The organism is Duganella sp. 3397, from assembly GCF_031456625.1.
Lineage (GTDB): Bacteria > Pseudomonadota > Gammaproteobacteria > Burkholderiales > Burkholderiaceae_D > Rugamonas > Rugamonas phyllosphaerae.
Genome location: NZ_JAVDVB010000002.1, coordinates 658,658 through 680,562, shown reverse-complemented (window position 1 = coordinate 680,562; position 21,905 = coordinate 658,658). Strand labels below are relative to the sequence as shown.

Sequence of the window (21,905 nt, the reverse complement as noted above, 5' to 3'; positions counted from 1 at the left end):
AAGATGTCTTTTAATAAGTTGATAATCGGTTTAGTATTAATTGTTCCCCGTAAATATTCTAATCCAAGGAGGTTTGAATGAAAAGTCACCGATTATCACGCTTGCCGCTGTTGATTATATTGGGCATGCTTCCAGTTATTACGCGGGCTATAACGCCTTTACCAGCAATGGGTGTTGATTTATCTCAAACATCGGTATCGGGAATATCGTCCGGTGGTTTTATGGCCGCGCAATTGGCGACCGCTTATTCCAGCAGGTTTATTGGCGTGGGCGTAATAGCGGCCGGACCTTATTATTGTGCCGGTACTTATCCGGCGCTGACGCCGCTGCAAAACGCCACGGCGACCTGTATGAGCCCGGTCAATGCTGCGGTCGGCCCGCTGCCTGCCGTATCGCTGAGCAATGCGCGCTATTTCGCCCACCGCGACTGGATCGACGACGTGGAATATCTGGCGCGCCAGCGCGTGTATGTATTCAGCGGCACCAACGACCAGACCGTCAAGCCGCTGGTCGCGGCCACGGTGCCCACGTATTACAGCCTGGCGCAGACGCCGCCTGCCAACATCGTCTATCGGCACGACGTCAACGCCGGCCATTCCATCATCGTCAACAATCCGCAGGCCGTGCCGTGCAGCACGACCCACAGTCCGTATATCAATAATTGCGGCTTCGAACAATCGCAGGAATTGCTGGCCCATATTTATCCCGGCAGCACGGCGCCGGCTACGAACAGGCAGGGCAAGATCGTCAGCTTCGACCAGGCCGAGTTCGTGAAAGGGCGGCGCAGCAGCATGGACCAGACCGCGTATGCCTATATTCCCGCCGATTGCGAGCAGGGCGGTTGCAAGGTCCACGTCGCGCTGCACGGTTGCCAGCAGGGCGCCGCCGTCCTCGGTGACCGGTTTTACAACGGCACCGGCTACAACCAGTATGCCGACACCAACCGCACCATCGTGCTCTATCCGCAGGCGGTACTGTCGAATGGCATACCGTTCAATCCCAAGGGATGTTGGGATTTCTGGGGTTACAGCGACGACAACCCGGCGCAGCGCACTTTTTATACCCGCAACGCGCCGCAAATGGCCGCCATCGTTGCCATGCTCGACCGCCTGGGGCAGCCGCTGGCTGCCGCCCGGCCCTGAATCCTCCCTTGACACGCTTGACCACTGCAAGTCCACCAACCGAAAGGGCATCACATGACTACCCAGGCATTGCAACCGTTGTTCGGCATCCCGGCCTCGCTGGCGCCATCCGCCACGTTCGCCCCTTTTGCGGCCCTGGCGCCGTTCGCGCAAGCGGCGCAGGCGGCCATCGCTGCCGGCCGCGAATGGAGTGCTCAGCAGTCCTCGACTGGCCTCAATGCGCTGCATGCGCAGCTGGACCTGGTGCAAAGCGGCGGCGCGGCGGCGTCGGTGCGACAATTGTTCGCACTGCAGGCGCAGTTTTTGGAGGGCCTGGCCGCCCAGCAAAAAGAGGTGTTGCAGCAGGTGAGCGCGCGCGCCGAGTCCTATGCCAGCGACCTGCGCCAGACCGTTTCCACCGACGAGGTTGGCCTGGTAACGGTCGGCTTCTTCAAGGACCTGGGCCAGGTATTGCAGAACAGTGCGGAACAGGCCGGCACCTTGCTCAACTCCACCAGCGCCGCCGCCACCGTGCTGTCCGATCGGGCGCTGGCTGAAGCTGCCAAAGGCCAATAACCAGTCCCAAGGAGGGATGAACATGCGAATGAGAAGTGTTATCATTGTCACTTTCATGATACTCCTTTCATTGCCATGCCCCTCCAGACTTTGCACCTTGCACCACCATTCCCGTTGACTTCCATGGCCGCAGCGCTGGCGCTGCTGGTCATGCCCTTGGCGCATGCACAAGAGCAGGCGCAAGAGCGCGCCGCGGCGCCGATGGAAACCATCCAGGTGACCGGCAGCTGGCTCGGCTCCGGGCTGCAAAACAGCGTCAGGAATTTCGCCGGCGCACGCACGGTGGTGAACCAGGACGACATCGAGGATTCGGGCGCGCTCGACATCGGCGACGTGCTGCGCCGCGTGCCGGGCGTGCAGGCCACCGACAATTCCGGCACCGCCGGCAGCGCCATTTCGCTCAATATCGGCGTGCGCGGCCTGACCGGGCGCTATTCGCCGCGTTCCACCATCCTGCTCGACGGCATTCCGCTGGCAGTGGCCCCGTATGGCCAGCCGCAGCTATCGTTCGCCCCGGTCAGCCTGAACAACATCGAATCGATCGACGTGGTGCGCGGCGGCGGCGCGGTGCGCTACGGTCCGCAAAACGTGGGCGGCATCATCAATTTTCGCAGCCGGTCGATCCCGGACGGGGCGCTGAGCGGCGATGTCTCGGTGCGCTACAACGACTACAGCGAGACCGGGCATAACACCCAGTACAGCGCCTTCCTCGGCGGCACGCTGGAGAATGGCCTGGGCCTGGCGCTGATGTACTCGGGCATGGATGGCGGCGGCTGGCGCACCGCCAGCAACGACAAGCTCAACGACGTGGCGCTGAAATTCCGCTACCCGCTCAACGCCCACAGCGAGGTGTACGGCAAACTGACGTACTTCGACGTCAATTCGCGCACGCCGGGTGGGCTGACCGTGGCGCAGTACGCCGCCGATCCGTTCCAGAACACCCGGCCCACGGATTTCTGGAGCGGCGAGCGCAAGGGCGGCGACGTCGGCTACCTGAACACCATCTCGGCCACCCAGGAATTCGAAGTGAAGGCTTATTACAACGAGAGCTTCCGCCAGAGCGCCCTGATCAACGCCGCCCGTACCCAGGTCACCTGGCAGCCGCGCAACTACCAGGTGCTGGGCATCGAGCCGCGGTACACCCAGCGCTTCACTGCTGCCGGCCTCACCCACGATGTCACGACCGGCTACCGCTTCCTGCGCGAGCGCGGCGACGACAACAACTATGCCGTGACGGTTGCCACTGGCGTGCAAGGCGCCACCACCAGGTTCGACAATGCCACCGATGCCCACTCGGTGTACATCGACGACCGCATCGCCATTGGCGCCTGGCGCATCACGCCCGGCGTACGCTACGAGCGCATCCGCTCTGACCGGCGCGATGCGGGCAGCAGCGCAGCTTTCGCTTCGGACAACAACAAGGCGCTGCCGTCGTTGAACGTGGCCTACCTGGTCAACCCGGCGCTGACCGTGTTCGCCAACTACACCACGTCGTTCGGCGCGGTGCAGAACACCCAGCTCAATTCGCAAAGCGCCACCAATCCGCTCAATCCGGAAGTGGCCAAGACCGTCGAGCTTGGTGCGCGCTGGAAGAACCGCGCGGTGAGCGCGGAGCTGACCGCCTTCAAGCTCAAGTTCGACAACCAGATTTTGCAGGTGCCGGGCACACTGCCGGCCACGTTCCAGAACATTGGCGCGACCAACCACGAAGGGATCGAATCGGCATTCGACTACAGCTTCGACGAAGCCGGCGCGCTGGCGGGCCTGAACCTGTACGCCAACTACACTTACACCAAGGCGATCCAGGAGTCGGGCGCCACGGCCGGGCTGGACGTGCCGTTCTACTCGCGCGGCACCGACACCGTGGGCGCGCGCTACAAGCGCGACGCGTGGAGCTTCAACGTGTCGGGCACGCACCAGACCCGCCAGTACTCGGACGCCGCCAATACCGTGGCCGAAGCGGCCAACGGCAGCGCAGGAGCGATCCCCGGTTTCCGCCTGTGGAATGCACAAGTGGGCTGGAAAGTGAAAGGGAAACCTGGCTACGAGGTGATGGCAGGGGTGAACAACCTGGCGGACCGGCGTTATTACACCCGTAATGTCGATGGCAATGCCGGGCGCATGGTTGGTGCGCCACGTACCGGATACCTGCAATTGCGTGCCAGTTATTGAGCAGTTCATGCGCAGTTCGGTGCGCGACTGCACAGTGTCATGATGCCAACGTAGGACAAGGCCCACATTTCTTCTTGCTTGCAGCCTACATTGGCCTACACGCCGGTCCTATACCGGTAGATCGGTCTGCTAGATATAGTGTCATCAACGGTGAGCGATACCCAAGTTTGATACATCAGCCACCAAGACCACACACCAAGAGGCAGACACCATGAACGCATACCACACCACTTCCGCAACCGCCGCTGCCAACGCCATCGCAGGCAACAGCAGCGCCGGTTCGCAGATCAGCCTGATCGGCGCGCAGCAGAACGATCTGCTGCGCGCCCTGTCGCGCGACGATCTGCTGGCGCTGTTCAGCGAGCTGGAACTGGTTGCGTTGCCTGCCGGTAAGCACCTGTTCGACTTCGGCGACAAGGTCGAGTACACCTACTTCCCGACCAACGCCATCATCTCGCTGCAATACGTCATGGAAGACGGCGCCACCACCGAGATCGCCGTGGTAGGCCGTGAAGGTGTGGTAGGCGTGGCTCTGTACCCGACCGAGCGTGCTTCTTACTCGGCCGTGGTGGAAGCCGCCGGTTACGGCTACCGCCTGCGCACCGACGTGCTGCGCGACGTGTTCTACGCCGGCGGCCCGTTGGCCCAGCAACTGATGCGTTACACCAGCGCCATGTTCGCCCAGCTGGCGCAAAGCGTGGCCGGCAGCCGTCACACCAGTATCGAGCAAAAGCTGTGCCGCTGGTTGCTCGAACGCCTGGACCGCTCGATGGGCAATGAATTGAAAGTGACCCAGGAAATGATCGCCAACATGCTGGGCGTGCGTCGCGAAAGCGTGACCGGCGCGGCTGGCAAGCTGGCCGACGAAGGCTTGATTTCCTACCGCCGTGGTTGCGTTACGGTACTTGATCGTGCGGGGATGGAAGCGCGCGCAGGCAGCTGCTACCAAGGCGGCCGCAACAAGGCGGCCGGCATGGAACAGCGTGCTGCTTGAAGAATAGCCGGGAAATTAATGCAATACGCGGGACGGCGGATTCACCAGGAATCCGCTGAAGTCCACCCGAGGGGCAGAGCGGGTGGCCATGTTGTCCAGTTTGCGCTGGACCAGCTTGTGCCAGGCGGCGGCCCAACGCGCTGCCAGTTGCGATTCCTCTGCCGAACGTGCATACAGCGTTCTCTCGACAGCGATTTTTTGACGGTTCAGGGCGCGGGTGGCATTCATCATCGTGGTCATGGTGGGCTCGGCTTGGCAGTTGTTGGTTGGAAAGCAAAGCCATTTTGCCTGTCGCGACCGGTTTTGAATGTGCGCCAGTTCACCCAATCACTGCGGTAACCTGTCTCCTCCGTGTAAAATACTCCTGCTGCGGCGCATCAATGATGCTCTGCAGCTATTTTTTTGCGCGTCGCTCGTCCCGAATACTCTTCTTCCGAAACCGATATGTGGTCCACCAATTTCACTAAAAATGCCCTGGCGGGCCTCACCACGTCGTTTGCACTGGTTCCTGAATGCATCGCGTTTGCGCTGGTTGCGCACTTGAATCCCCTGGTGGGGCTGTATGGCGCCTTCTTCATTTGCACCATCACCGCGATTTTTGGTGGCCGCCCGGGCATGATTTCGGGCGCTGCCGGCTCGATGGCAGTGGTGATCGTGGCGCTGGTGGCACAGCATGGCTTGCAGTATTTCCTGGCCACGGTAGTGCTCAGCGGCGTGATCATGCTGCTGTTCGGCCTGCTGCGGCTCGGCAAACTGGTCAGCATGGTGCCGCACCCGGTGATGCTTGGTTTCGTCAACGGCCTGGCGATCGTGATCGCGTGGTCGCAATTGCAGCATTTTCGGGTTGACGGCGGCTGGCTGGCGGGTGCGGCAATGTGGTGGATGGGCGGGCTGGTGGCGTTGACTATGGCCATCGTGTACCTGCTGCCGCGCCTGACCAGGGCGGTGCCGCCGGCGCTGGTGGCCATCGTGGGCGTGGGGTTGCTGTCGGAACTGCTGCATCTGCCGGTGCGCACGCTGGGCGACATGGCCACCATCGCCGGCGGTCTGCCGTCGTTCAGCATTCCGCAGTTGCCGTTCACCATGGAGACCTTGCGCATCGTGCTGCCGTATGCGCTGCTGATGGCGGTGGTGGGGCTGCTCGAAACGCTGCTCACCTTTAACCTCACCGATGAAATCACCGAAACCCGCGGCCTGCCCAACCGCGAATGCGTGGCGCTGGGTGCGGCCAACGTCGCCTCCGGCCTGTTCGGCGGCATGGGCGGTTGCGCCATGATCGGCCAGACCATGATCAACCTCGGTTCCGGCGGCCGCACCCGGGTGTCGGGTGCGGTGGCCGGCATCATGATTTTGCTGTTCGTGCTGTTCCTGTCGCCGCTGATCGAGCGTATTCCACTGGCTGCCCTGGTGGGCGTGATGTTTGTCGTCGCCCAGCAGACCTTTGCCTGGAGTTCGCTGCAAGTGCTGGGCAAGGTGCCGCGCCACGACGCGCTGCTGATCGTGGTCGTTACCTGCATTACCGTGGCGACCGACCTGGCGGTGGCGGTGCTGTGCGGGATTGTGATCGCCGCACTCAGTTTCGCCTGGCGCCACGCGCGCGATGTGCGGTGCGAAGCGATGGTGGACGCCGACGGCGTCAAGCACTACACGCCGCACGGCACACTGTTCTTCGCCTCGATCGCCCATTTCAACGACCTGTTCGTGCCCCAGGATGATCCGCAACAGGTGGTGCTCGACTGCCGCCACCTGCGCCTGGTCGATCATTCGGCAGTGGTGGCGGTGGCCGCCCTGAGCGAGCGGTATGCACGCGCCGGCAAGCGCCTGCAAGTGCAGCACCTGTCGCAGCGCTGCGAACAGTTGCTGGTGCGGGCCGGCGTATCGGTGACTGCCTGAAGTGTTCGTGGTATTCTGCCCATCCTTGACAGAAGAGCACTCTCCAATGCAGATAGCAACCATCATCAGCCTGGCCGGCACCATCACCTGCGTCGGGCTGTTTTCCAAACAAAAGGAATGGGTACTGGCCGCCGCCTTTGCCTTCGGCGCAGCCTTTACCGCGCTGGGCGCCTTGCGACCCTGGTTCATCCCCGGCTACCTGATCCCCTGGTGCGCCTACACCTTCTTCGCCCTCGCCGCGATCGAATTCGTCCGCAAAGTCATCCTCAAATAGCGTCTTTTAAATGATGGTCACAAAGGCATTGTTACTGTATGCTGCCAGCGCATTTTGCCGGATTTGTGAAATTTGTGTTCATCATCATTGAGAAAGAGTTCTATGAGATACCTGTTTTCTTCTTGCGCGCTGGGATTGACGCTGGCCCTGTCTGGTTGCGGTGGCGGTGGCGGCGATACTGCTGCGCCGGTGCAACCGGTGGTGGTTCCGGTCGCCGACACCATCGTGCTGCAGAAGATCGATAACGTGGTCGGCACCGGTGCGCCGGCAATCGCTGGCAAAACCGTCTCGGTGCAATACACCGGCTGGCTGTACGATGCCGCCGCGCCATCCAAAAAGGGCATGCAGTTCGATTCCTCGGTCGGCAAGGCGGCGTTTTCTTTCGTGTTGGACAGCGGCTCTGTGATCAAGGGATTCGACCAAGGCGTGACCGGCATGCAAGTGGGCGGCAAGCGCACGGTGCTGATCCCGGCCAGCATGGGCTATGGCGCCCAAGGGAACAGCGCGATCCCGCCCAACTCCAACCTCGTCTTCGACATCGAACTGGTGGAAGTGCGCTAAGTGCGCTAAAAGCGCTGATGGCGTAAGCGCTACGGCATCAGTAGAAATAGGGCGTCTTCTTCGCCCATTCGCTGTTGCCGTAGCGTTTGTGCAGCGTGGTGTATGCCTTTTTAGACAACGCCTTGGCGTCGTCGTCGAGGCAACCGCCGCGCGTGGAGCGCACCACCACGTGCAGCAGCCATGGCAGGTCGGCGTCTTTCGGTTTCGCCGCCACTCTTTGCAACACGTGGTCGCCGAGGTAGCCGGTGGCGGTTTTCAGGGCGCCCAGTTGTGCCAGTTCGGCCTTGCGACGGGCGGCATCTACCCCCGCCAGCTGCGGCATCGTCGGCGCCTGCTCCACCCACACCGATTGCCCCGACCAGCCATTTTCCTGGTATTCCTTCTCGCCGCTGGACGGCATCTTGCACCACATGTCGGCCCTGGTTTCCTCGACCGCGCGTGGCACGTACGGCACCGGCAGCGCCCAGGTATTGCGCATCGGGCTGAAACCATATTTGAGGGCGGTAAGCAGCAGCCAGTGGTGGCGCTCCGCGTTTGGCGTCAGTTCCCGGTAGCGCTTCATTACCGGCGCCAGTTCGGGCGCATTGGCCTCCACCAGTTGCGTCGCTTTCACCGCTGCCTGGTACTGGCCGGTCATGTCGAAGCGCATCAGCGCGATCAGGGCGATACGTCCGCGCTCCTCCGCCGGCAACTGGCGGTCCGCCGCCAATGTCAGCAGGTCGCTGGCCGCCAGTCCGGCATTGAGCCAGCGCTTGCCGTCGGCTGCCAGCCGTCCGCGTGCCACGGTGTAGGGATCTTGCACCGCTGCCGGTTCGCCGGTGTCGCTGTCCACCTTGTAGCCTCGGCTGCGCAGCAGGTAGAGGGCTGCGTCGGTGAGCGACGTGGCCACCGCAAAGCGCTCCTGCAGAAACAGGTTGCGCGCCGAGTCCGAGGCGGTGGACGACAGCAGTGCGCCGGTCAACTCTGCCTCGCCGAGCGCGCGGGCTTTGTCTGCTTGTCCGGCCAGGCGGTAATGACGCGCCAGCGCGTAGCGCACCGTCAGATACTCGGGCGCGGAGGGCGCCACTTGCAGGAGGGCCTGTTCCATCTCCGGCGCCAGTTTGCCGCTGATCATGGCAGAGGCGAACAGCCAGGCGCGCGCCTGGGCGGCATTGCCTGCTTTTGCGTAGTGCCGCCACCGTTCGTGCGCATGCGTGCGCGATGGCGCACAAGTCTCTGCCACCTTGGTGGCGTACTCGCTGTTGTCGTCCGGGTAGTAGGGTGCGCACTGCTGCACCGTCATCACCCAGTCGACCAGGGACGATGCCGGGGGTTGAGCCGGCCGTGCCGGCGTCGCCGCTGGCGTTTCGGCCAGGCGGTCGGCCAGCGCCAGCCAGTCGCCCAGGCGGTCGTCGAGGTACGGGTCATTGCGCGGGTCGTCGAGCAGCCTGCTCACGTCGGCGTAGCGCTCGACCGGCGTAAACCTGGCTTGCAGGATGCGGCCGATGGCGCGGCTGTCGCCGTGGCGCGCGGCCAGCGCCGGATTGGCAACGATGCGGCCCACGCGTGCCTCGACGTCGGCCAATACCTGTTGCTGGCGTGCCTGGCGCGCGGCCTTGTCCGCCGGGCTTTCTTTTGCCTGCGCCTCGCGCGCGCGCCAGCGTTCGTCGGGCGTGCCCGGCACGTACAGCGCGGCGCGGCCCTGCGAACGCAGTGCCAGGTAGTCGCCCCAGGCCCGCATTGGATGGCCTTCGGTCGCGCCTATCTTGTCGAACAGCGCCGTGCTGCGCGCGTAGTCTTCGCTGTAGAACGCGGCCGATCCCAGCTGGTATTCCTGCACCTGGCGCCAGAACAGCGGCTCGGCCGCTGCCAGCGGCGCCGGTTGGACCGACTTCCTGGTTTGCTGGTAGGCATTCTTGCGGTCGAGGGGATCGTCGCCGCAGGCCTTGAAGACTTCGCGCTGGGTGGCCACCCACGCCGCCAATCGCGCCGGCGTGGCGTCCGCGCGCGCGGACAGGTCGCCCAGCGTGCGCGTGGCGAATTGATAGCTGGCCACCGGACAGTTCAGGTAGCTGTTGACGAGCGGATCGGCATCGGGCGCCGGTTCCATTTCCCGCTTGAGGGCGCCGCGCACGGCGGCGCGCCAGGCCTTGTAGATGTCCCCCCCTTTCTGCTGATCCTGCCAGCCGCCGCTGCGGCGCTCTTCGACCAGGGCCAGGCCGCCGGCCGCATTGGGCGCCGCGCGCAGTCCCGGCGCGCCCAGCATGACGGCGCGCCACGCGGTAAACAGGTTGCTGCGCACATAGGAGGGCAGCACCACGCCCAGGTGGCCGGCCTGGTAGCGGCCCAGCGCGACGTCGGTGCGTGAACGGTTGACGAATTCGTCGGTCGGATCGTCGCCGCCGCCACTGGCAACGGCGTGGCCGCCAGTGAGCATCAGGAGTGTGGCGAGGGTGATCAGCGGGCGTTTCATGGCATGGTTCCTGGAACAGTCGGGGAAATAGGGGCGGTGGCCGAGGCGCTGCGTTTCCACGCGTAGCGGTCGAACCAGTAAGTCTTGCGGTAGCGGGCAATCACCTGCGGCGCGAACGGTTCCTGCGGCGCGAAACCGGCGCTGCCCTGCCGGCAACTGGCGTGCAGCAACTGCGGCGTGTGCTCGACGATGTGGCGCATCTGTGCATTGTCGCGGCCCATGCGGAAGAACATGGGCACCACTTCGTCGGCGGCCAGGCCGTCGAGCCAGGCGGGCGCGCGGCACCACCAGGCCAGCGCGGTCACACTCAGTCTGATTTGGGGCGGCAGTTCGGCGCGCACCCGCGCCACCAGCGCGCGGTAGAACGCGCGCTGTGACGGCTTGGCTTCCATATCGAGTTGCACCCAGCCCGAGGTGCTGGCCTGCGCTGCTTCCATCATGGCGCGCACGATCATGTCGGCGCGGGTGTCGATGGCAACCGGCGCATTGACGGTGCTGACCTCCACGTGCAGCACCGGCGTGACGCGGGTGGTCGAAGGCATGAGCGGCCAGTGCGCGCGCGGGCGGGTGCGGGCCGACGGGCCGGTGAGCAGGATGTGTCGTTGCAGCACCGCCGCCTCCGCGGTGGACCATGATGGCAGCACGGCGCTGTCCCACAGCCAGGCCACGGCGGGCGCCGATGCCGGCGCGGGTCCCAGCGCCGTAGCGCTGGTGCCTGGGCAGGCCAGCATCAGAATTGGGATCAGTGCAGCAATTCGGGGGAACAACGACATCGGACGGTTACGCACAAACTCGGTGCGCCATTCTACCGATGTTTATCAAATAAACAAAATGGCTTATTTGTCCTCAGGCGCCGGCCGCAAACAAAAACGCCCGGCGCAAAGGCCGGGCGTTTTATCGTTCTGCGGTGACGCGACAGAATTACTTGCTTGGGTAGACGATGTCGTCGCGGCGGTTCTGGGCGCGCGATTCGTCATCGGAACCGGTGGCTTTTGGCTTTTCCTTGCCGTAGCTGATGGCTTCCATCTGGGTGTCTTTCGCGCCTTGAACTTTCAGGGCGGTGACCAGTGCCTGGGCGCGCTTCTGGCCCAGGGCCAGGTTGTACTCGGCGCTGCCGCGGTCATCGGTGTTACCTTCGACCTTGACCGACACGTTCGGGTTGGAAGCCAGGAATTTACCGTGGTCGGCAACCAGGCCGTCGAACTCTGGCTTGACGGTGTACTTGTCGAAATCGAAGTAGACGCTACGGTTCTTGTAGATCGAGCTGTTCGGATCCAGGTAGGCGGCCAGTGGCGCTTGTACCGGTGCTGCGACTGGCGCTGGTGCCGGGGCCGGTGCTGGAGCAGCTTTGACTGGCTCAGGTACTGGCGCTGGTGCAGGTGCTGGAGTCGAGCAGGCGCTCAGCAGGGCTACGGTGCAGGCTGCCAGCAGGATGTTGGTATTTGCTTTCATCGATATACTCCCGATTCGAATTATGTTGTGGGGCACACTAAAGGGTGTGAGGCTGTCAAGCCAGCCGCGACCGATATTATATAAGGGTTTCTCTGGTTATAATTGGCGCGCTGCATTATTTTTTGATCCATGGCGCGAAGGGAGCCAAATCGGTCCCCCTTTCGACGTACCACGCGCGGCGCGCCATGTCGAACTGCGCGCCCAGCGCTTTCACCGCATCCTTCTCCTGGTAACTGGCTGTCAGGTAGTGACGGCCGGGAGCCGCAGCGGCAGCGGCTTGCTGCTCATGGTTGCGCGTAATCGCGGCGTCGGCGGCCGTATTGCACTGCGGCAAGCGCAGGCGGGCCAGGAACGCACTGCGGGCGCCGTTGTCGGTTGGCGACAACAAGGTCAGTTTCAATCGTGCGCGGGTGGCTGCCACGTAGAACAGGTTTTCCTCGTCGCGGCGCGGTTGCTGCGGATGCGGAAACTCGTCGGCCTGCAGATACGGCACGATCACGTGGTCGAATTCCTTGCCCTTGGCATCGGCCACGCGCTCGATGAGCACCGCCTTGGGCGCGCGCTTGCGGCGCACGAATGCTTCGCGCGCGTTCATCGCGGCCCAGAAGTCGGCCAATCCCAGCCCGGACGCCGATGCCCAGGCCAGCAAGCCGTCCACCGATTTGTTGACCACGCCGGCGTCGTAAGGCCGCACGAAGATGCGGCGCGCCGCCGCCACCAGTTGCACCCGCTCGCACAATTCGGTAAGGACCAGGGCGGCCGGTGTGGCCGGGTCCAGCGTGGACAGCCAGGCGATGGCGTCGATCACGGCGCGCTTGGTGGTCACGCTGGCGACGTCGCGCCAGCTGGGCTCGACGCCGTCGCGGTACTCGTCCTCGATCAAAAACAGTTCACCCAGCAGGTCGGGCGACTTGGCGATCTGGGTCTTGAAGTGGTCAATGCGGCGCGCGCTGAAGGCCATTTCGGAAAACGCCACCAGCGCATCGACCACCGCGCCGCGCACCTGCTCCGACTTGACGGCGCGAAAATCACGCAGGGCGATGGCCAGCATGCCGCGCAAGAACAGGATTTCGTCGCGCTGCAGATAGCCGGCCATGGCCGGGGTGCGGTAATCGATGTCGGCTTCGATCAGGGCGTTTTCGATGGCCACCGACTGGTGGCGGTCGCGGATCAGGATGGCGCAGCTGTCGAACGGATGACCATCTGCCTTCCAGCGTTGGACCGCTGCCACCACCTGGCGCGCGCAGTGGGCGGCGTCGTCGTAGTGGGGCTGGCTGATCTCGGTGCGCAGCGCCAGGCTCGATTCCACGGGCTTGTCCTTGAACGCGGCCATGGCGTAGGCCAGGTGCGGACCGTGGCGGTAGCTGTACGTGAGCGGCAGGCGCACCAGCTTGGGAAAACGCTGGTCGAACCGCTGGTTCAAAAAAGTGTCGCTGGCGCCCAGCCTGGCGTAGATTACCTGGTCCTTGTCGCCGGCGCCGACGAAATAGCATTGCGGGCGGTCGATCAGTGCTTCGAGGATGCGGAACGCCGCTTCGTTCAGGTCATGCAGTTCGTCGCACAGCACCAGCCGGTAGTCGGGGAACTGTTCGGCCAGGCGCGCGCCGCCGACCAGGTTACAGGCCAGGTCGTAGGTAGCGTCGAACGGGCCGCGCAGCAGGGCACCGGCGCCGCCATCGAGGCGCAGCGCCTCGTATTCGAGCGTGGTCAGATAGTCGGCCACCGGCACGCCCAGCTGCTCGGCAGCTTCCTCGACGTCCATGAATTCGACGTCGGCGTCGAGCGCCATGGTGGCCTTGAGCGTCAATTGCGTTTCCAGGAACTGGCTGACGGCGATGCTGTGGGTGTGCAGTTCCAGGCTGTCGAGGCGGCCGGCGTAGCGCTCGCCCACGCGGTCCATGGCGGCCAGCGCCAGTTGCTTCAGCTGGCGCGGCTCGGTGCAGGTGCGCAGGCCGTCGCCGTCGATGGTGTCGAGCTGGCGCGCGCTGAAGTCTTCGAACGTCAGCACGTCCACGCGGTCGGCCAGCGTGGCGGGCACGCCCACGTCCAGCAGGCGCTGGCGCATGACGTCGCGCGCTTCGGGCGTAAAGGTCAGGGCCAGGATCTGTTCGGGCGGCAGCTTGCGCGCCAGCGCTTCGCCGATGCGCAGCGCCAGCGTGGTGGTCTTGGCCGCGCCAGCGTTGGCGTCTACCAGGGTGACCTTGTTTTGCGACAGCTGGATGGCGCGCTGCTCCGGTGTGGGGATCAGGCCGCGCGGCGTGAAGCGGGGTTGGTTTTGCGGTTGTGGCAACTGGGTAGCGTTCATCCGCTACATTATAGCGACCGGCGCGGCCAAGCCCGGGGTGGCGCCGGTGATTGTGCTGAAGACCGGCTCCAGGCGCGCGGTGGCGCCCTCGATGAACTGGGCGCTGAACACGCGGTGGTCCGGCGTGGCGGCGGGATTATTGTTGTCGATGACGGCGCACAGCAGTTCGGCGGCGGCCTGCGCCATCCTCGGCATCGGCTGGCGCAGGGTGGTGAGGTTGTAGCTGAGCCAGTTGGATGGCTCGACCGCGTCGAAGCCAGCCACCGACAACTGGCGCGGCACGTCGATGCCCAGCTCGTGGCGCGCGCAATCGAGGCAACCGATGGCCATCACGTCGCTGCCGCAAATGATTGCATCGGGCACCGCGCCTATGGCGCTGATGATGGCGCGCAGGCCGGCCGCGCCGCTCGGGTAGTCGGACTGGCCCGGCACCACCACCGGCGGTGGCAGGCCCAGTTCGGCCAGCCGCTCGCAGGCGCCGCGCCGGCGCTCGTTGGCGACCGTGGAGTCCTCCAGGCCGGCAATGATGCCGAAGCGGCGGTGGCCGGCGGCGGCCAGGCGCGACACCAGCATGCGGCCGGCCTCGCGGTGGTCGCAGGTGACGGAGTGGACGGGGCGCTCGCGCACGGTGCGGTTGAACAGCACCAGCGGCATCTGGCGCCGCTCGAATTCGGCGATGTGCCCGGACGAGAGGTGGGCGGCGGCGATCACCCCGTCGACCTGGTACTGCCACACCTCGGACAATACGCGCTCGACGTCGGTTTCCCTGGGCAGCATGAACAGCAGCACGCGCTTGCCGCGCGCGCCCATTTGCTGGCTCAATTCACCGAGCAGTTCCGGGTAGTGCAGGTTGGCCTGGCTGGCGATCAGCACGGCCACGATATTCGAGCGCCGCGTGATCAGGCTGCGGGCGGCGGCGTTGGGAATATAGTCGAGCAGGGCTGCGGCCTTCATCACCCGGGCCAGCGTGGTCTCGGAGACGCTGGCGCCGGCCTGGAAGCAGCGCGACACCGCCGACTGCGACACGCCGGCCACCAGCGCCACGTCGTACGAGGTCACGCGGCGCGCCTCGCGGGCGATCACGGCTTTGTGGGCGAGGGCGGCAGCTTCCACGCACGGCTTTGGTTTGGTCATCGTCTCGTTGTTGAGGTGCGAGGCGCGCACCTGGCACGCCTGGCGACACCAGCGGTTGTATTGCCATGAGCATAATCAAGAAATTGCCCCTGGGCAATATGAATTGCGATTTAATGCGATTTCCATGTGGAAACTACCTACGTATTCCGACGCATACTGTCGCATCGATGCGATTTTTACGGCCAGCGGCGGCTGGCTGCGCATTTTCTGGTAGCATATCGCCCCTTTATCAGTTGAAGGGGCGACATGGCCAACGCATGCGGCGTCGATTTCGGAACGTCAAATTCCACGGTGGGCTGGGTACGTCCCGGCCACCCTGTAATGCTGGGCCTGGAAGACGGCAAAACCACCTTGCCGTCGGTCGTGTTCTTTAACGCCGACGAGGAAGAAGTCAAGTTCGGGCGCGCAGCGCTGGCCGACTACCTGGCCGGTTACGAGGGCCGCCTGATGCGCTCGCTCAAGAGCCTGCTCGGCACCAGCCTGATCGACGGCCAGACCGAGGTCGGTGGCCGCGCGCTGCCGTTCCGCATGTTGCTGGCGCAGTTTATCGGCGAGCTCAAGCACCGCGCCGAGCGCGCCGCCGGGCGCCAGTTCCATTCCGCCGTGTTCGGCCGCCCGGTGCACTTCATCGACGACAGCGCCGCCAACGATCAATTGGCCGAAGACACGCTGGCCGAGATTGCCCGCTCGGTCGGCTTTACCGACATCGCCTTCCAGTTCGAGCCGATCGCCGCCGCTTTCGATTACGAGTCGCAGATCGACCGCGAGGAACTGGTGCTGATCGCCGACATCGGCGGCGGTACCTCCGACTTTTCGCTGGTGCGCCTGTCACCGGACCGCGCCAAAAAAGCCGAACGGCGCGACGACATCCTGGCCAATGGCGGCGTCCACATCGGCGGCACCGATTTCGATAAATACCTGAGCCTGGCGGCGGTGATGCCGCTGCTGGGCTTTGGCAGCAAGCTGCGCAACGGCAGCGAAGTGCCATCGAGCTATTTTTTCAACCTGGCCACCTGGCATACCATCAACCAGGCCTACACCAAGAAGATGTGGACCCAACTGGCCGACCTGCTGCGCGATTCGGCCGAGCAGGAAAAGCTGGGCCGCCTGCAGCGGCTGATCGACGACCGCGCCGGCCACTGGCTGGCGATGAAGTCGGAAGAAGGCAAGATCGCGCTGTCCGGCGCCGAGCAGCACCTGCTGGAACTCGACCGCCTGAGCCCGCCGGTCACGCTGGAACTCGACCGCAGCCGTTTTGACGATTCCATCAGCCACCTGGTCGGTTCGGTGGAAACCACCGTGCTCAACCTGCTGCGCGACGCCGGCGTCACGCCCGACCAGGTCGATACCGTGTTCTTTACCGGTGGTTCGAGCGGTGTGCGCATGTTGCGCGAGCGGATTGCGGCGCTGGTGCCGGCCGCGCGCAAGGTCGAGGGCGACCTGTTCGGCAGCATCGGCGCCGGCCTGGCGCTCGACGCGGTGCGCAAGTTCGGCGGCGCCCATGCTTGATCAACCGATCGTCATGCTCGACTTCGAGACCACCGGCCTCTCGCCGGTGATGGGCGATCGCATTACCGAGGTAGCCGCGCTGCGCATCGTCGGCGGCGAGGTGGTCGAGCGTTACGTCTCGCTGGTCAACTGCAATGTGCGCATTCCGTCGTTCATCACCGGCCTGACCGGCATTACCCAGGCCATGGTGGACAGTGCGCCGCCGGTGCGCCAGGTGCTGCCGGAGCTGCTCGAGTTTATCGGCAGCGACGCGCTGTCGGCCCATAACGCCAGCTTCGACGAGAAATTCCTGCTGGCCGAGGCCGCGCGCCTGGACCTGCAGGCGCGCCACCAGTCGCTGGTGTGCTCGCTAAAACTGTCGCGCCGGGTGTTTCCGCAACTGCCCAGCTACAAGCTGGGGCAACTGTCGGGCCAGCTCGGGATACGCTTCAGGAGCGCAGCCCACCGGGCCGAGTCCGATGCCGAGGTGGCGGCGCAGGTGCTGATCCATATCGGCAAGCATATTGGCGCCACTTACGGCATCGCCGCAGTCGACCCGGCGCTGCTGGTGTCGGTCAACAAGCTGGCGGCGGCCAAGGTGCACCAGTTCCTGCTGAAACACCCGCGCTAGACGCGTCTTAGCGCCAACCGTCCCGGACGCGTTTGACTCCGCGCAAACGCCGGACTCGGGCGGGTTTTACACTTTAGTCAATTAAGTTGCCAAACTGACTAGAGGTGTGCCATGAACAACCAGCGCTCGGCCAGGGATGGCTACGACAGTTACCTGTGGTATCGGTCCGCCGCCGAGCGTGGCAATCCCTACGCCCAGTTCAATCTTGGCCTGCTCTACAAGCATGGTCGCGGCGTGGCGCGCGACGACCGCCAGGCCGCGCACTGGATCCACAAGGCTGCCCAGCAAGGGCTGGCCTTCGCCCAGAACCATCTCGGGGTGCTGTACTACAACGGCCGCGGTGTGCCGCCCAGCGACCGCGCGGCGGTCAGGTGGTTTCGCAGCGCGGCCGGCCAGGGCGAGGCCGCGGCCCAGCAAAACCTGGCGCTGATGTACAAGCAGGGACGCGGCGTGCCGCGCAACGACGAAACTGCGCTGTCGTGGTGCTTCCTGGCGTCCGAACAGGGCGTGGCCAGCGCCCAGGCCTTCCTCGGTCTGGCCTATGCGCGCGGCGTCGGCGTGCGCCGCAACGACGCGCTGGCGCTGGCCTGGTTGCGCAAGGCGGCGCTGCAAAACCATGCCGGCGCCCAGCGCAATCTCGGCTTGATGTACAAGCGGGGCCAGGGCGTGGCGCGCTGCGACCACTTGGCGCTGGCCTGGCTGCGCCAGGCCGCCGCGCACAACGATGCGGTGGCGCAGCGCCTGGTGGGGGTGGCCTACGCCGAAGGCCAGGGCGTGGCGGCCGACCCGCAGCGCGCCTTTGCCTGGCTGCTGCGCGCCGCCGAACAGGAAGACGCCGACGCCCAGTTCAACCTCGGCATCCTGCTGGCCAATGGCCGCGTTGGCAAGGGGGGCGGCCCCGCTGGCGGCGTCATGCGCGACGACGAACTGGCGTTTTCCTGGTACTGCCGCGCCGCGCAGTCGGGCCACGTGCTGGCCCAGTACAACCTGGCCGGGATGTACGCGCGCGGCCGTGGCGCGCCGCGCGACGATGTGCGCGCACTGGGCTGGTACCGGCGGGCGGCGGAGCAGGGCGCGGCCAGCGCCCAGTTCAACGTGGCGGTGATGTACGCCAACGGCCAGGGCACGGCGCGCGACGCCGCGCAGGCCGTGCTCTGGTACCGCCGCGCCGCCGTCCAGGGCGACGCCAGCGCCCAGAACAACCTGGGCGTGATGTACGCCAACGGCTACGGCGTTCCCGCCGACGACCGCCGCGCTGCCCAATGGTACGCCCGCGCTGCCCGCCAGGGCCACGCGCTGGCGCAGATCAACCTGGGCGCCATGTATGGCGGGGGCCGAGGCGTGCAGCGCGACCCGGCGCGCGCTTTCATGTGGATGTGCCTGGCCGCCGAAAAAGGCGAAGCGGCGGCGATTGCCAATTGCGCCGTCCTGGCTCCGGCCATGAGCGCGCCGGCCATGGCGCGGGCCCAGGAACTGCTGCTGCGCTGGCGGTTGCGGGTTCAGAATGGCCGCGCGCTGCTATCGACCTGAAAGCATCTGTGACAGCGCGAACCAATTTGCGACACAATTGACGTCCGCCGTCGCAAATTCGCGCCCATCACATTAACTATTGCCATGATGCATCGTCCAGGCGCTACAATGGGTGATCGACGAGTTCAATTCCGCCACCTCACACCCCGGGTAAGCCATGCGACGTTTTATGAGCCGCGCTGTGATCGCCAGCGCCCTGACAGGTTGTTGCATTGTCGCCGGCGCCACCGGCATAGCGGTGCAGGTGCAGGACGCTGCCGGCAAGCCCTTGCCCGACACCGTGGTGTACCTCGAGCCGGAAGGCGGCTTTAGTGGCGGCAAGGCACCCACCGGCGCCGAAATCGAGCAAAAAGGCCTGAAGTTCCTGCCCCTGGTCACCGTGATCCAGACCGGCGCCAGGATCAATTTCCCCAACAACGACAAGGTGCGCCACCACATCTATTCGTTCTCGCCCGCGCACAAATTCGACCAGAAGCTGTATTCGGGCCAGGCCGCCACGCCACAGGTATTCGACAAGGCCGGCACCGTGGTCCTGGGCTGCAATATCCACGACAAGATGCTGGCGTATATCAAAATCGTCGAGACGCCGTATTTCGGCAAGACCGACGGCGCCGGCGCGGTGCGCATCGAACTGCCGGCCGGCGGCAAGTACACGGTGCGCGCCTGGCACTACAACACCGTGGGCGGCGCCACGCCCGAGCAGACGCTGCTGGTGAAGGCCGGCGACACGGTCGCCACCGCCATCTTCAAGCTGCCCATGAAGCCGCCGGCGCCTGCCGACGGCGCGGCGTCGCTGTAGAGATTACGGCATGCGTATCGTATTTCGCAGCCTTGAAAGCCGCATCGTCACCTTGTTCCTGGTGCTGATCGTGGCGGTCCAGGTGATCGGTTTGCTGGTCATCCAGCGCGGCATCGACAACAACGCGCGCCAGGCCATCGCCGGCGAATTGCACAACGGGGCCAAGGTGTTCGGCCGTCTGCTCGAGCAAAATGCCCAGAACCTGCGCTTCGGCGCGCGGCTGCTGGCGCGCGACACGGCGTTTTTGGCTGCCATCGGCAACAACGAGGAGGGCGACCGCGCCACCATCGAATCGGCGTTGGCCAACAGCGGGCGCCGCATCAAGGCGACGATGACCATGCTGGTCAACAGCGAACGCCAGATTAGCGTGTCCACCAATGCCGCGCAGGCGCTGCTGCTGGCAAAAATCGTTGACGGCATGCTCGACGCGGCCGAGGCGGCCGACGGCGCCAACGGCATCGCCATCGTCGAGCGCCGGCCGTACCAGGTGGTCGTGATGCCGGTCAAGGCGCCGATCACCATCGGCTGGATCGTCATGACCTTTCCGATCGACCGCCAGTTGGCCACGGAAATGCGCGAAGTGACCTCCTTGCACGCCACCATCGCCACGCGCGACCAGGCGGGCCACTGGCTGCCGGCCGGCTCCACCTTCGTCGGCCCGTCGGCGCAAGCGGTGGTGCAGCAATTGCAGGCGCTGCCCAAGCCTGCCAGCGGCGACGCCGCGACGTTTGACCTCGAGGTGGAAGAGAGCCGCTACAGCGCGCGCCTGCTGCGCATCGGCGAGGATAACGGCCAGGTCGCCGGCGTGGTGCTGGCCCGCTCGATCGACGAAGCCACCGCCGAATACCGCAAGCTCGAACGCTGGCTGATCCTGCTCACGCTGGGCGGCATCGTCATTTCCACCATCGTCATCGTGATCACCGCCAAGCGCATCGCCCAGCCGATCAGCGAACTGGCCGCCACCGCCCGTCGCCTGGAGCAGGGCGACTACAAGGGCGACATCGACACCAGCCGGTCCGATGAAATCGGCGCCCTGGCTGGCGCGTTCGACTCGATGCGCGAATCGATCGCCAAGCGCGAACAGGAAATCCGCAGGCTGGCGTACTGGGACACGCTGACCAACCTGCCCAACCGCGCGCAATTCCTGCTGCTGCTTAACGACGCGCTGCTCAACGCGGAAGGCCGCGAGGAGGCCGTGTTCGTGCTGATGATGGACCTCGACCGCTTCAAGCACGTCAACGACGTGATGGGCCACAGCTTTGGCGATGCGCTGCTGCGCCAGGTCGCGGGCCGCTTGCAGCTGTTGCTGGTCAACCGGCTGCAGTCGTCGGCCCAGGTGGCGCGCCTGGGGGGCGACGAATTTGCGGTGCTGCTGCCCGCATCCGACCTCGAAGCGGCGCAGCGCATGGCCGGCGAAATCCTGCAAACGCTGGAAGCGCCGCTGTCGCTCGACGACCAGACCGTGGACATCGGCGCGGGCCTCGGTATTGCCGGCTATCCCACCCATGGCGACGATGGCGAACAGCTGCTCAGCATGGCCGAAGTGGCGATGTACGCGGCCAAGACCCGCAACGACGGCGCCGTGGTGTACGACGCAGCCATGGACAAGTCCAGCGACAAGAGCCTGTCGCTGCTGACGGAACTGCGTAACGCCATCGAGCGCAACGAGTTCCGCCTGTTCGTGCAGCCCAAGATCATGCTCGATACCGGCCAGGTAGTGGGCATGGAGTCGCTGGTGCGCTGGGTGCACCCGGAGCGCGGCAACGTGTTCCCGGACGAGTTCATTCCGTTCGCCGAGCAGACCGGATTTATCCGCCTGCTCACGCGGTGGGTGATGGAAAAATCGGCGGAGCTGTGCCAGCAGCTGGCGGCGCAGGGCCACCATTTGAAAGTGTCGGTCAACCTGTCCACCCGCGATCTGCTCGACCAGGATTTGCCGGTGAAGTTTGCCGACTTGCTGGCGCGCTACCGGCTGTCGCCCGGTTCGTTCTGCCTGGAGATCACCGAGAGCGCCATCATGGACGACCCGGTGCGGGCCCAGACCACGCTCGAGCGCCTGTCGAACATGGGCGTGGACCTGTCGATCGACGACTTCGGCACCGGCTACTCGTCGCTGGCTTACCTGAAGCGCCTGCCGGTCAACGAACTGAAGATCGACAAGTCGTTCGTGCTGAACATGGAAAACGACGAAGGCGACACCAAGATCGTGCGCTCGACCATCGACCTCGGTCACAACATGGGCTTGCGCGTGGTGGCCGAGGGCATCGAGAGCGAGGCCGTGTGGCGCCTGCTGGCCGAACTCGGCTGCGACCAGGGCCAGGGATACTTCATGAGCCGGCCAATTCCCGGTGACCAGCTGGTGGCGTGGCTGGAGAAGTGGCGCGCGCCGATTGCAGTGGCCGCGCAGCCGGCGGTAACCGCTGGTCACCCTACCGAATAAAAGTTTCTTTACCGGCATGCCTGGCGTGTCATATTTGTCACACTTCAGGCTATGATCTGGTTGCCGAACACATCCGTTCTGTT

The 21,905-nt window shown here is 64.8% G+C and carries 18 protein-coding genes; 12 read left to right on the top strand and 6 right to left on the bottom strand.

The window, feature by feature from the left end:
• Nucleotides 1–350 precede the first annotated feature (350 nt).
• The 4 genes from J2X54_RS07510 (at nt 351) to J2X54_RS07495 (ending at nt 4,863) form a co-directional block, all read left to right on the top strand.
• The gene (locus J2X54_RS07510) at nt 351–1,142 is read left to right on the top strand and encodes a poly(3-hydroxybutyrate) depolymerase (RefSeq protein WP_310179549.1); all 792 of its coding nucleotides are present in this window, start codon (nt 351–353) and stop codon (nt 1,140–1,142) included.
• Between the two features lie 54 nt (nt 1,143–1,196).
• On the top strand, nt 1,197–1,697 hold the full coding sequence (locus J2X54_RS07505) for a hypothetical protein (RefSeq protein ID WP_310179548.1): 501 nt from the start codon (nt 1,197–1,199) through the stop codon (nt 1,695–1,697).
• A 75-nt stretch (nt 1,698–1,772) separates the two neighbouring features.
• Complete coding sequence (locus J2X54_RS07500; RefSeq protein WP_310179547.1) at nt 1,773–3,869, top strand: TonB-dependent siderophore receptor; 2,097 nt, start codon at nt 1,773–1,775, stop codon at nt 3,867–3,869.
• Between the two features lie 211 nt (nt 3,870–4,080).
• Entirely contained in the window at nt 4,081–4,863 is a 783-nt protein-coding gene (locus J2X54_RS07495) for a Crp/Fnr family transcriptional regulator (protein WP_070247704.1), read from the top strand.
• Between the two features lie 15 nt (nt 4,864–4,878).
• On the opposite strand, the gene J2X54_RS07490 is transcribed toward J2X54_RS07495, so the two are convergent.
• The gene (locus J2X54_RS07490; protein WP_070247705.1) at nt 4,879–5,103 is read right to left on the bottom strand and encodes a hypothetical protein; all 225 of its coding nucleotides are present in this window, start codon (nt 5,101–5,103) and stop codon (nt 4,879–4,881) included.
• Nucleotides 5,104–5,307: 204 nt separating this feature from the next.
• On the opposite strand from J2X54_RS07490, the gene J2X54_RS07485 reads away from it, so the two are divergent.
• The 3 genes from J2X54_RS07485 (at nt 5,308) to J2X54_RS07475 (ending at nt 7,591) form a co-directional block, all read left to right on the top strand.
• Nucleotides 5,308–6,756, top strand: coding sequence for a SulP family inorganic anion transporter (locus J2X54_RS07485; protein ID WP_310179546.1), 1,449 nt, complete (start codon nt 5,308–5,310; stop codon nt 6,754–6,756).
• Between the two features lie 46 nt (nt 6,757–6,802).
• A complete protein-coding gene (locus J2X54_RS07480; RefSeq protein ID WP_310179545.1) occupies nt 6,803–7,030 on the top strand; it encodes a hypothetical protein in 228 nt (75 codons plus the stop codon).
• 102 nt (nt 7,031–7,132) lie between these two features.
• Nucleotides 7,133–7,591 carry an FKBP-type peptidyl-prolyl cis-trans isomerase gene (locus J2X54_RS07475; RefSeq protein ID WP_310179544.1) on the top strand — a complete coding sequence of 153 codons (459 nt, stop codon included), beginning with the start codon at nt 7,133–7,135 and terminating at the stop codon, nt 7,589–7,591.
• A 37-nt stretch (nt 7,592–7,628) separates the two neighbouring features.
• Here the strand turns inward: J2X54_RS07475 and J2X54_RS07470 are convergent, their stop codons facing one another.
• The 5 genes from J2X54_RS07470 to J2X54_RS07450 all read right to left on the bottom strand — a co-directional run bounded on the left by J2X54_RS07470 (nt 7,629) and on the right by J2X54_RS07450 (nt 14,934).
• On the bottom strand, nt 7,629–10,043 hold the full coding sequence (locus J2X54_RS07470; RefSeq protein WP_310179543.1) for a hypothetical protein: 2,415 nt from the start codon (nt 10,041–10,043) through the stop codon (nt 7,629–7,631).
• Nucleotides 10,040–10,774 carry a hypothetical protein gene (locus tag J2X54_RS07465; RefSeq protein WP_310179542.1) on the bottom strand — a complete coding sequence of 245 codons (735 nt, stop codon included), beginning with the start codon at nt 10,772–10,774 and terminating at the stop codon, nt 10,040–10,042. The genes J2X54_RS07470 and J2X54_RS07465 overlap by 4 nt, the downstream gene beginning before the upstream one ends.
• A gap of 190 nt (nt 10,775–10,964) precedes the next feature.
• On the bottom strand, nt 10,965–11,495 hold the full coding sequence (pal, locus tag J2X54_RS07460) for a peptidoglycan-associated lipoprotein Pal (RefSeq protein WP_310179541.1): 531 nt from the start codon (nt 11,493–11,495) through the stop codon (nt 10,965–10,967).
• A 115-nt stretch (nt 11,496–11,610) separates the two neighbouring features.
• Nucleotides 11,611–13,800 carry an ATP-dependent helicase gene (locus J2X54_RS07455; RefSeq protein ID WP_310179540.1) on the bottom strand — a complete coding sequence of 730 codons (2,190 nt, stop codon included), beginning with the start codon at nt 13,798–13,800 and terminating at the stop codon, nt 11,611–11,613.
• Between the two features lie 3 nt (nt 13,801–13,803).
• Nucleotides 13,804–14,934, bottom strand: a complete 1,131-nt coding sequence (locus tag J2X54_RS07450; RefSeq protein ID WP_310179538.1) for a LacI family DNA-binding transcriptional regulator — start codon at nt 14,932–14,934, stop codon at nt 13,804–13,806.
• A 246-nt stretch (nt 14,935–15,180) separates the two neighbouring features.
• On the opposite strand from J2X54_RS07450, the gene J2X54_RS07445 reads away from it, so the two are divergent.
• The 5 genes from J2X54_RS07445 to J2X54_RS07425 all read left to right on the top strand — a co-directional run bounded on the left by J2X54_RS07445 (nt 15,181) and on the right by J2X54_RS07425 (nt 21,822).
• Nucleotides 15,181–16,443 carry an Hsp70 family protein gene (locus J2X54_RS07445; RefSeq protein ID WP_310179537.1) on the top strand — a complete coding sequence of 421 codons (1,263 nt, stop codon included), beginning with the start codon at nt 15,181–15,183 and terminating at the stop codon, nt 16,441–16,443.
• Complete coding sequence (locus J2X54_RS07440; protein ID WP_070247714.1) at nt 16,436–17,053, top strand: PolC-type DNA polymerase III; 618 nt, start codon at nt 16,436–16,438, stop codon at nt 17,051–17,053. Before J2X54_RS07445 ends, J2X54_RS07440 begins: the two co-directional genes overlap by 8 nt.
• Nucleotides 17,054–17,164: 111 nt before the next feature.
• On the top strand, nt 17,165–18,583 hold the full coding sequence (locus J2X54_RS07435) for an SEL1-like repeat protein (RefSeq protein WP_310179536.1): 1,419 nt from the start codon (nt 17,165–17,167) through the stop codon (nt 18,581–18,583).
• A gap of 157 nt (nt 18,584–18,740) precedes the next feature.
• Nucleotides 18,741–19,382, top strand: coding sequence for a methylamine utilization protein (locus J2X54_RS07430; protein WP_310179534.1), 642 nt, complete (start codon nt 18,741–18,743; stop codon nt 19,380–19,382).
• 10 nt (nt 19,383–19,392) lie between these two features.
• Entirely contained in the window at nt 19,393–21,822 is a 2,430-nt protein-coding gene (locus tag J2X54_RS07425; protein WP_310179532.1) for an EAL domain-containing protein, read from the top strand.
• Nucleotides 21,823–21,905 lie beyond the last annotated feature (83 nt).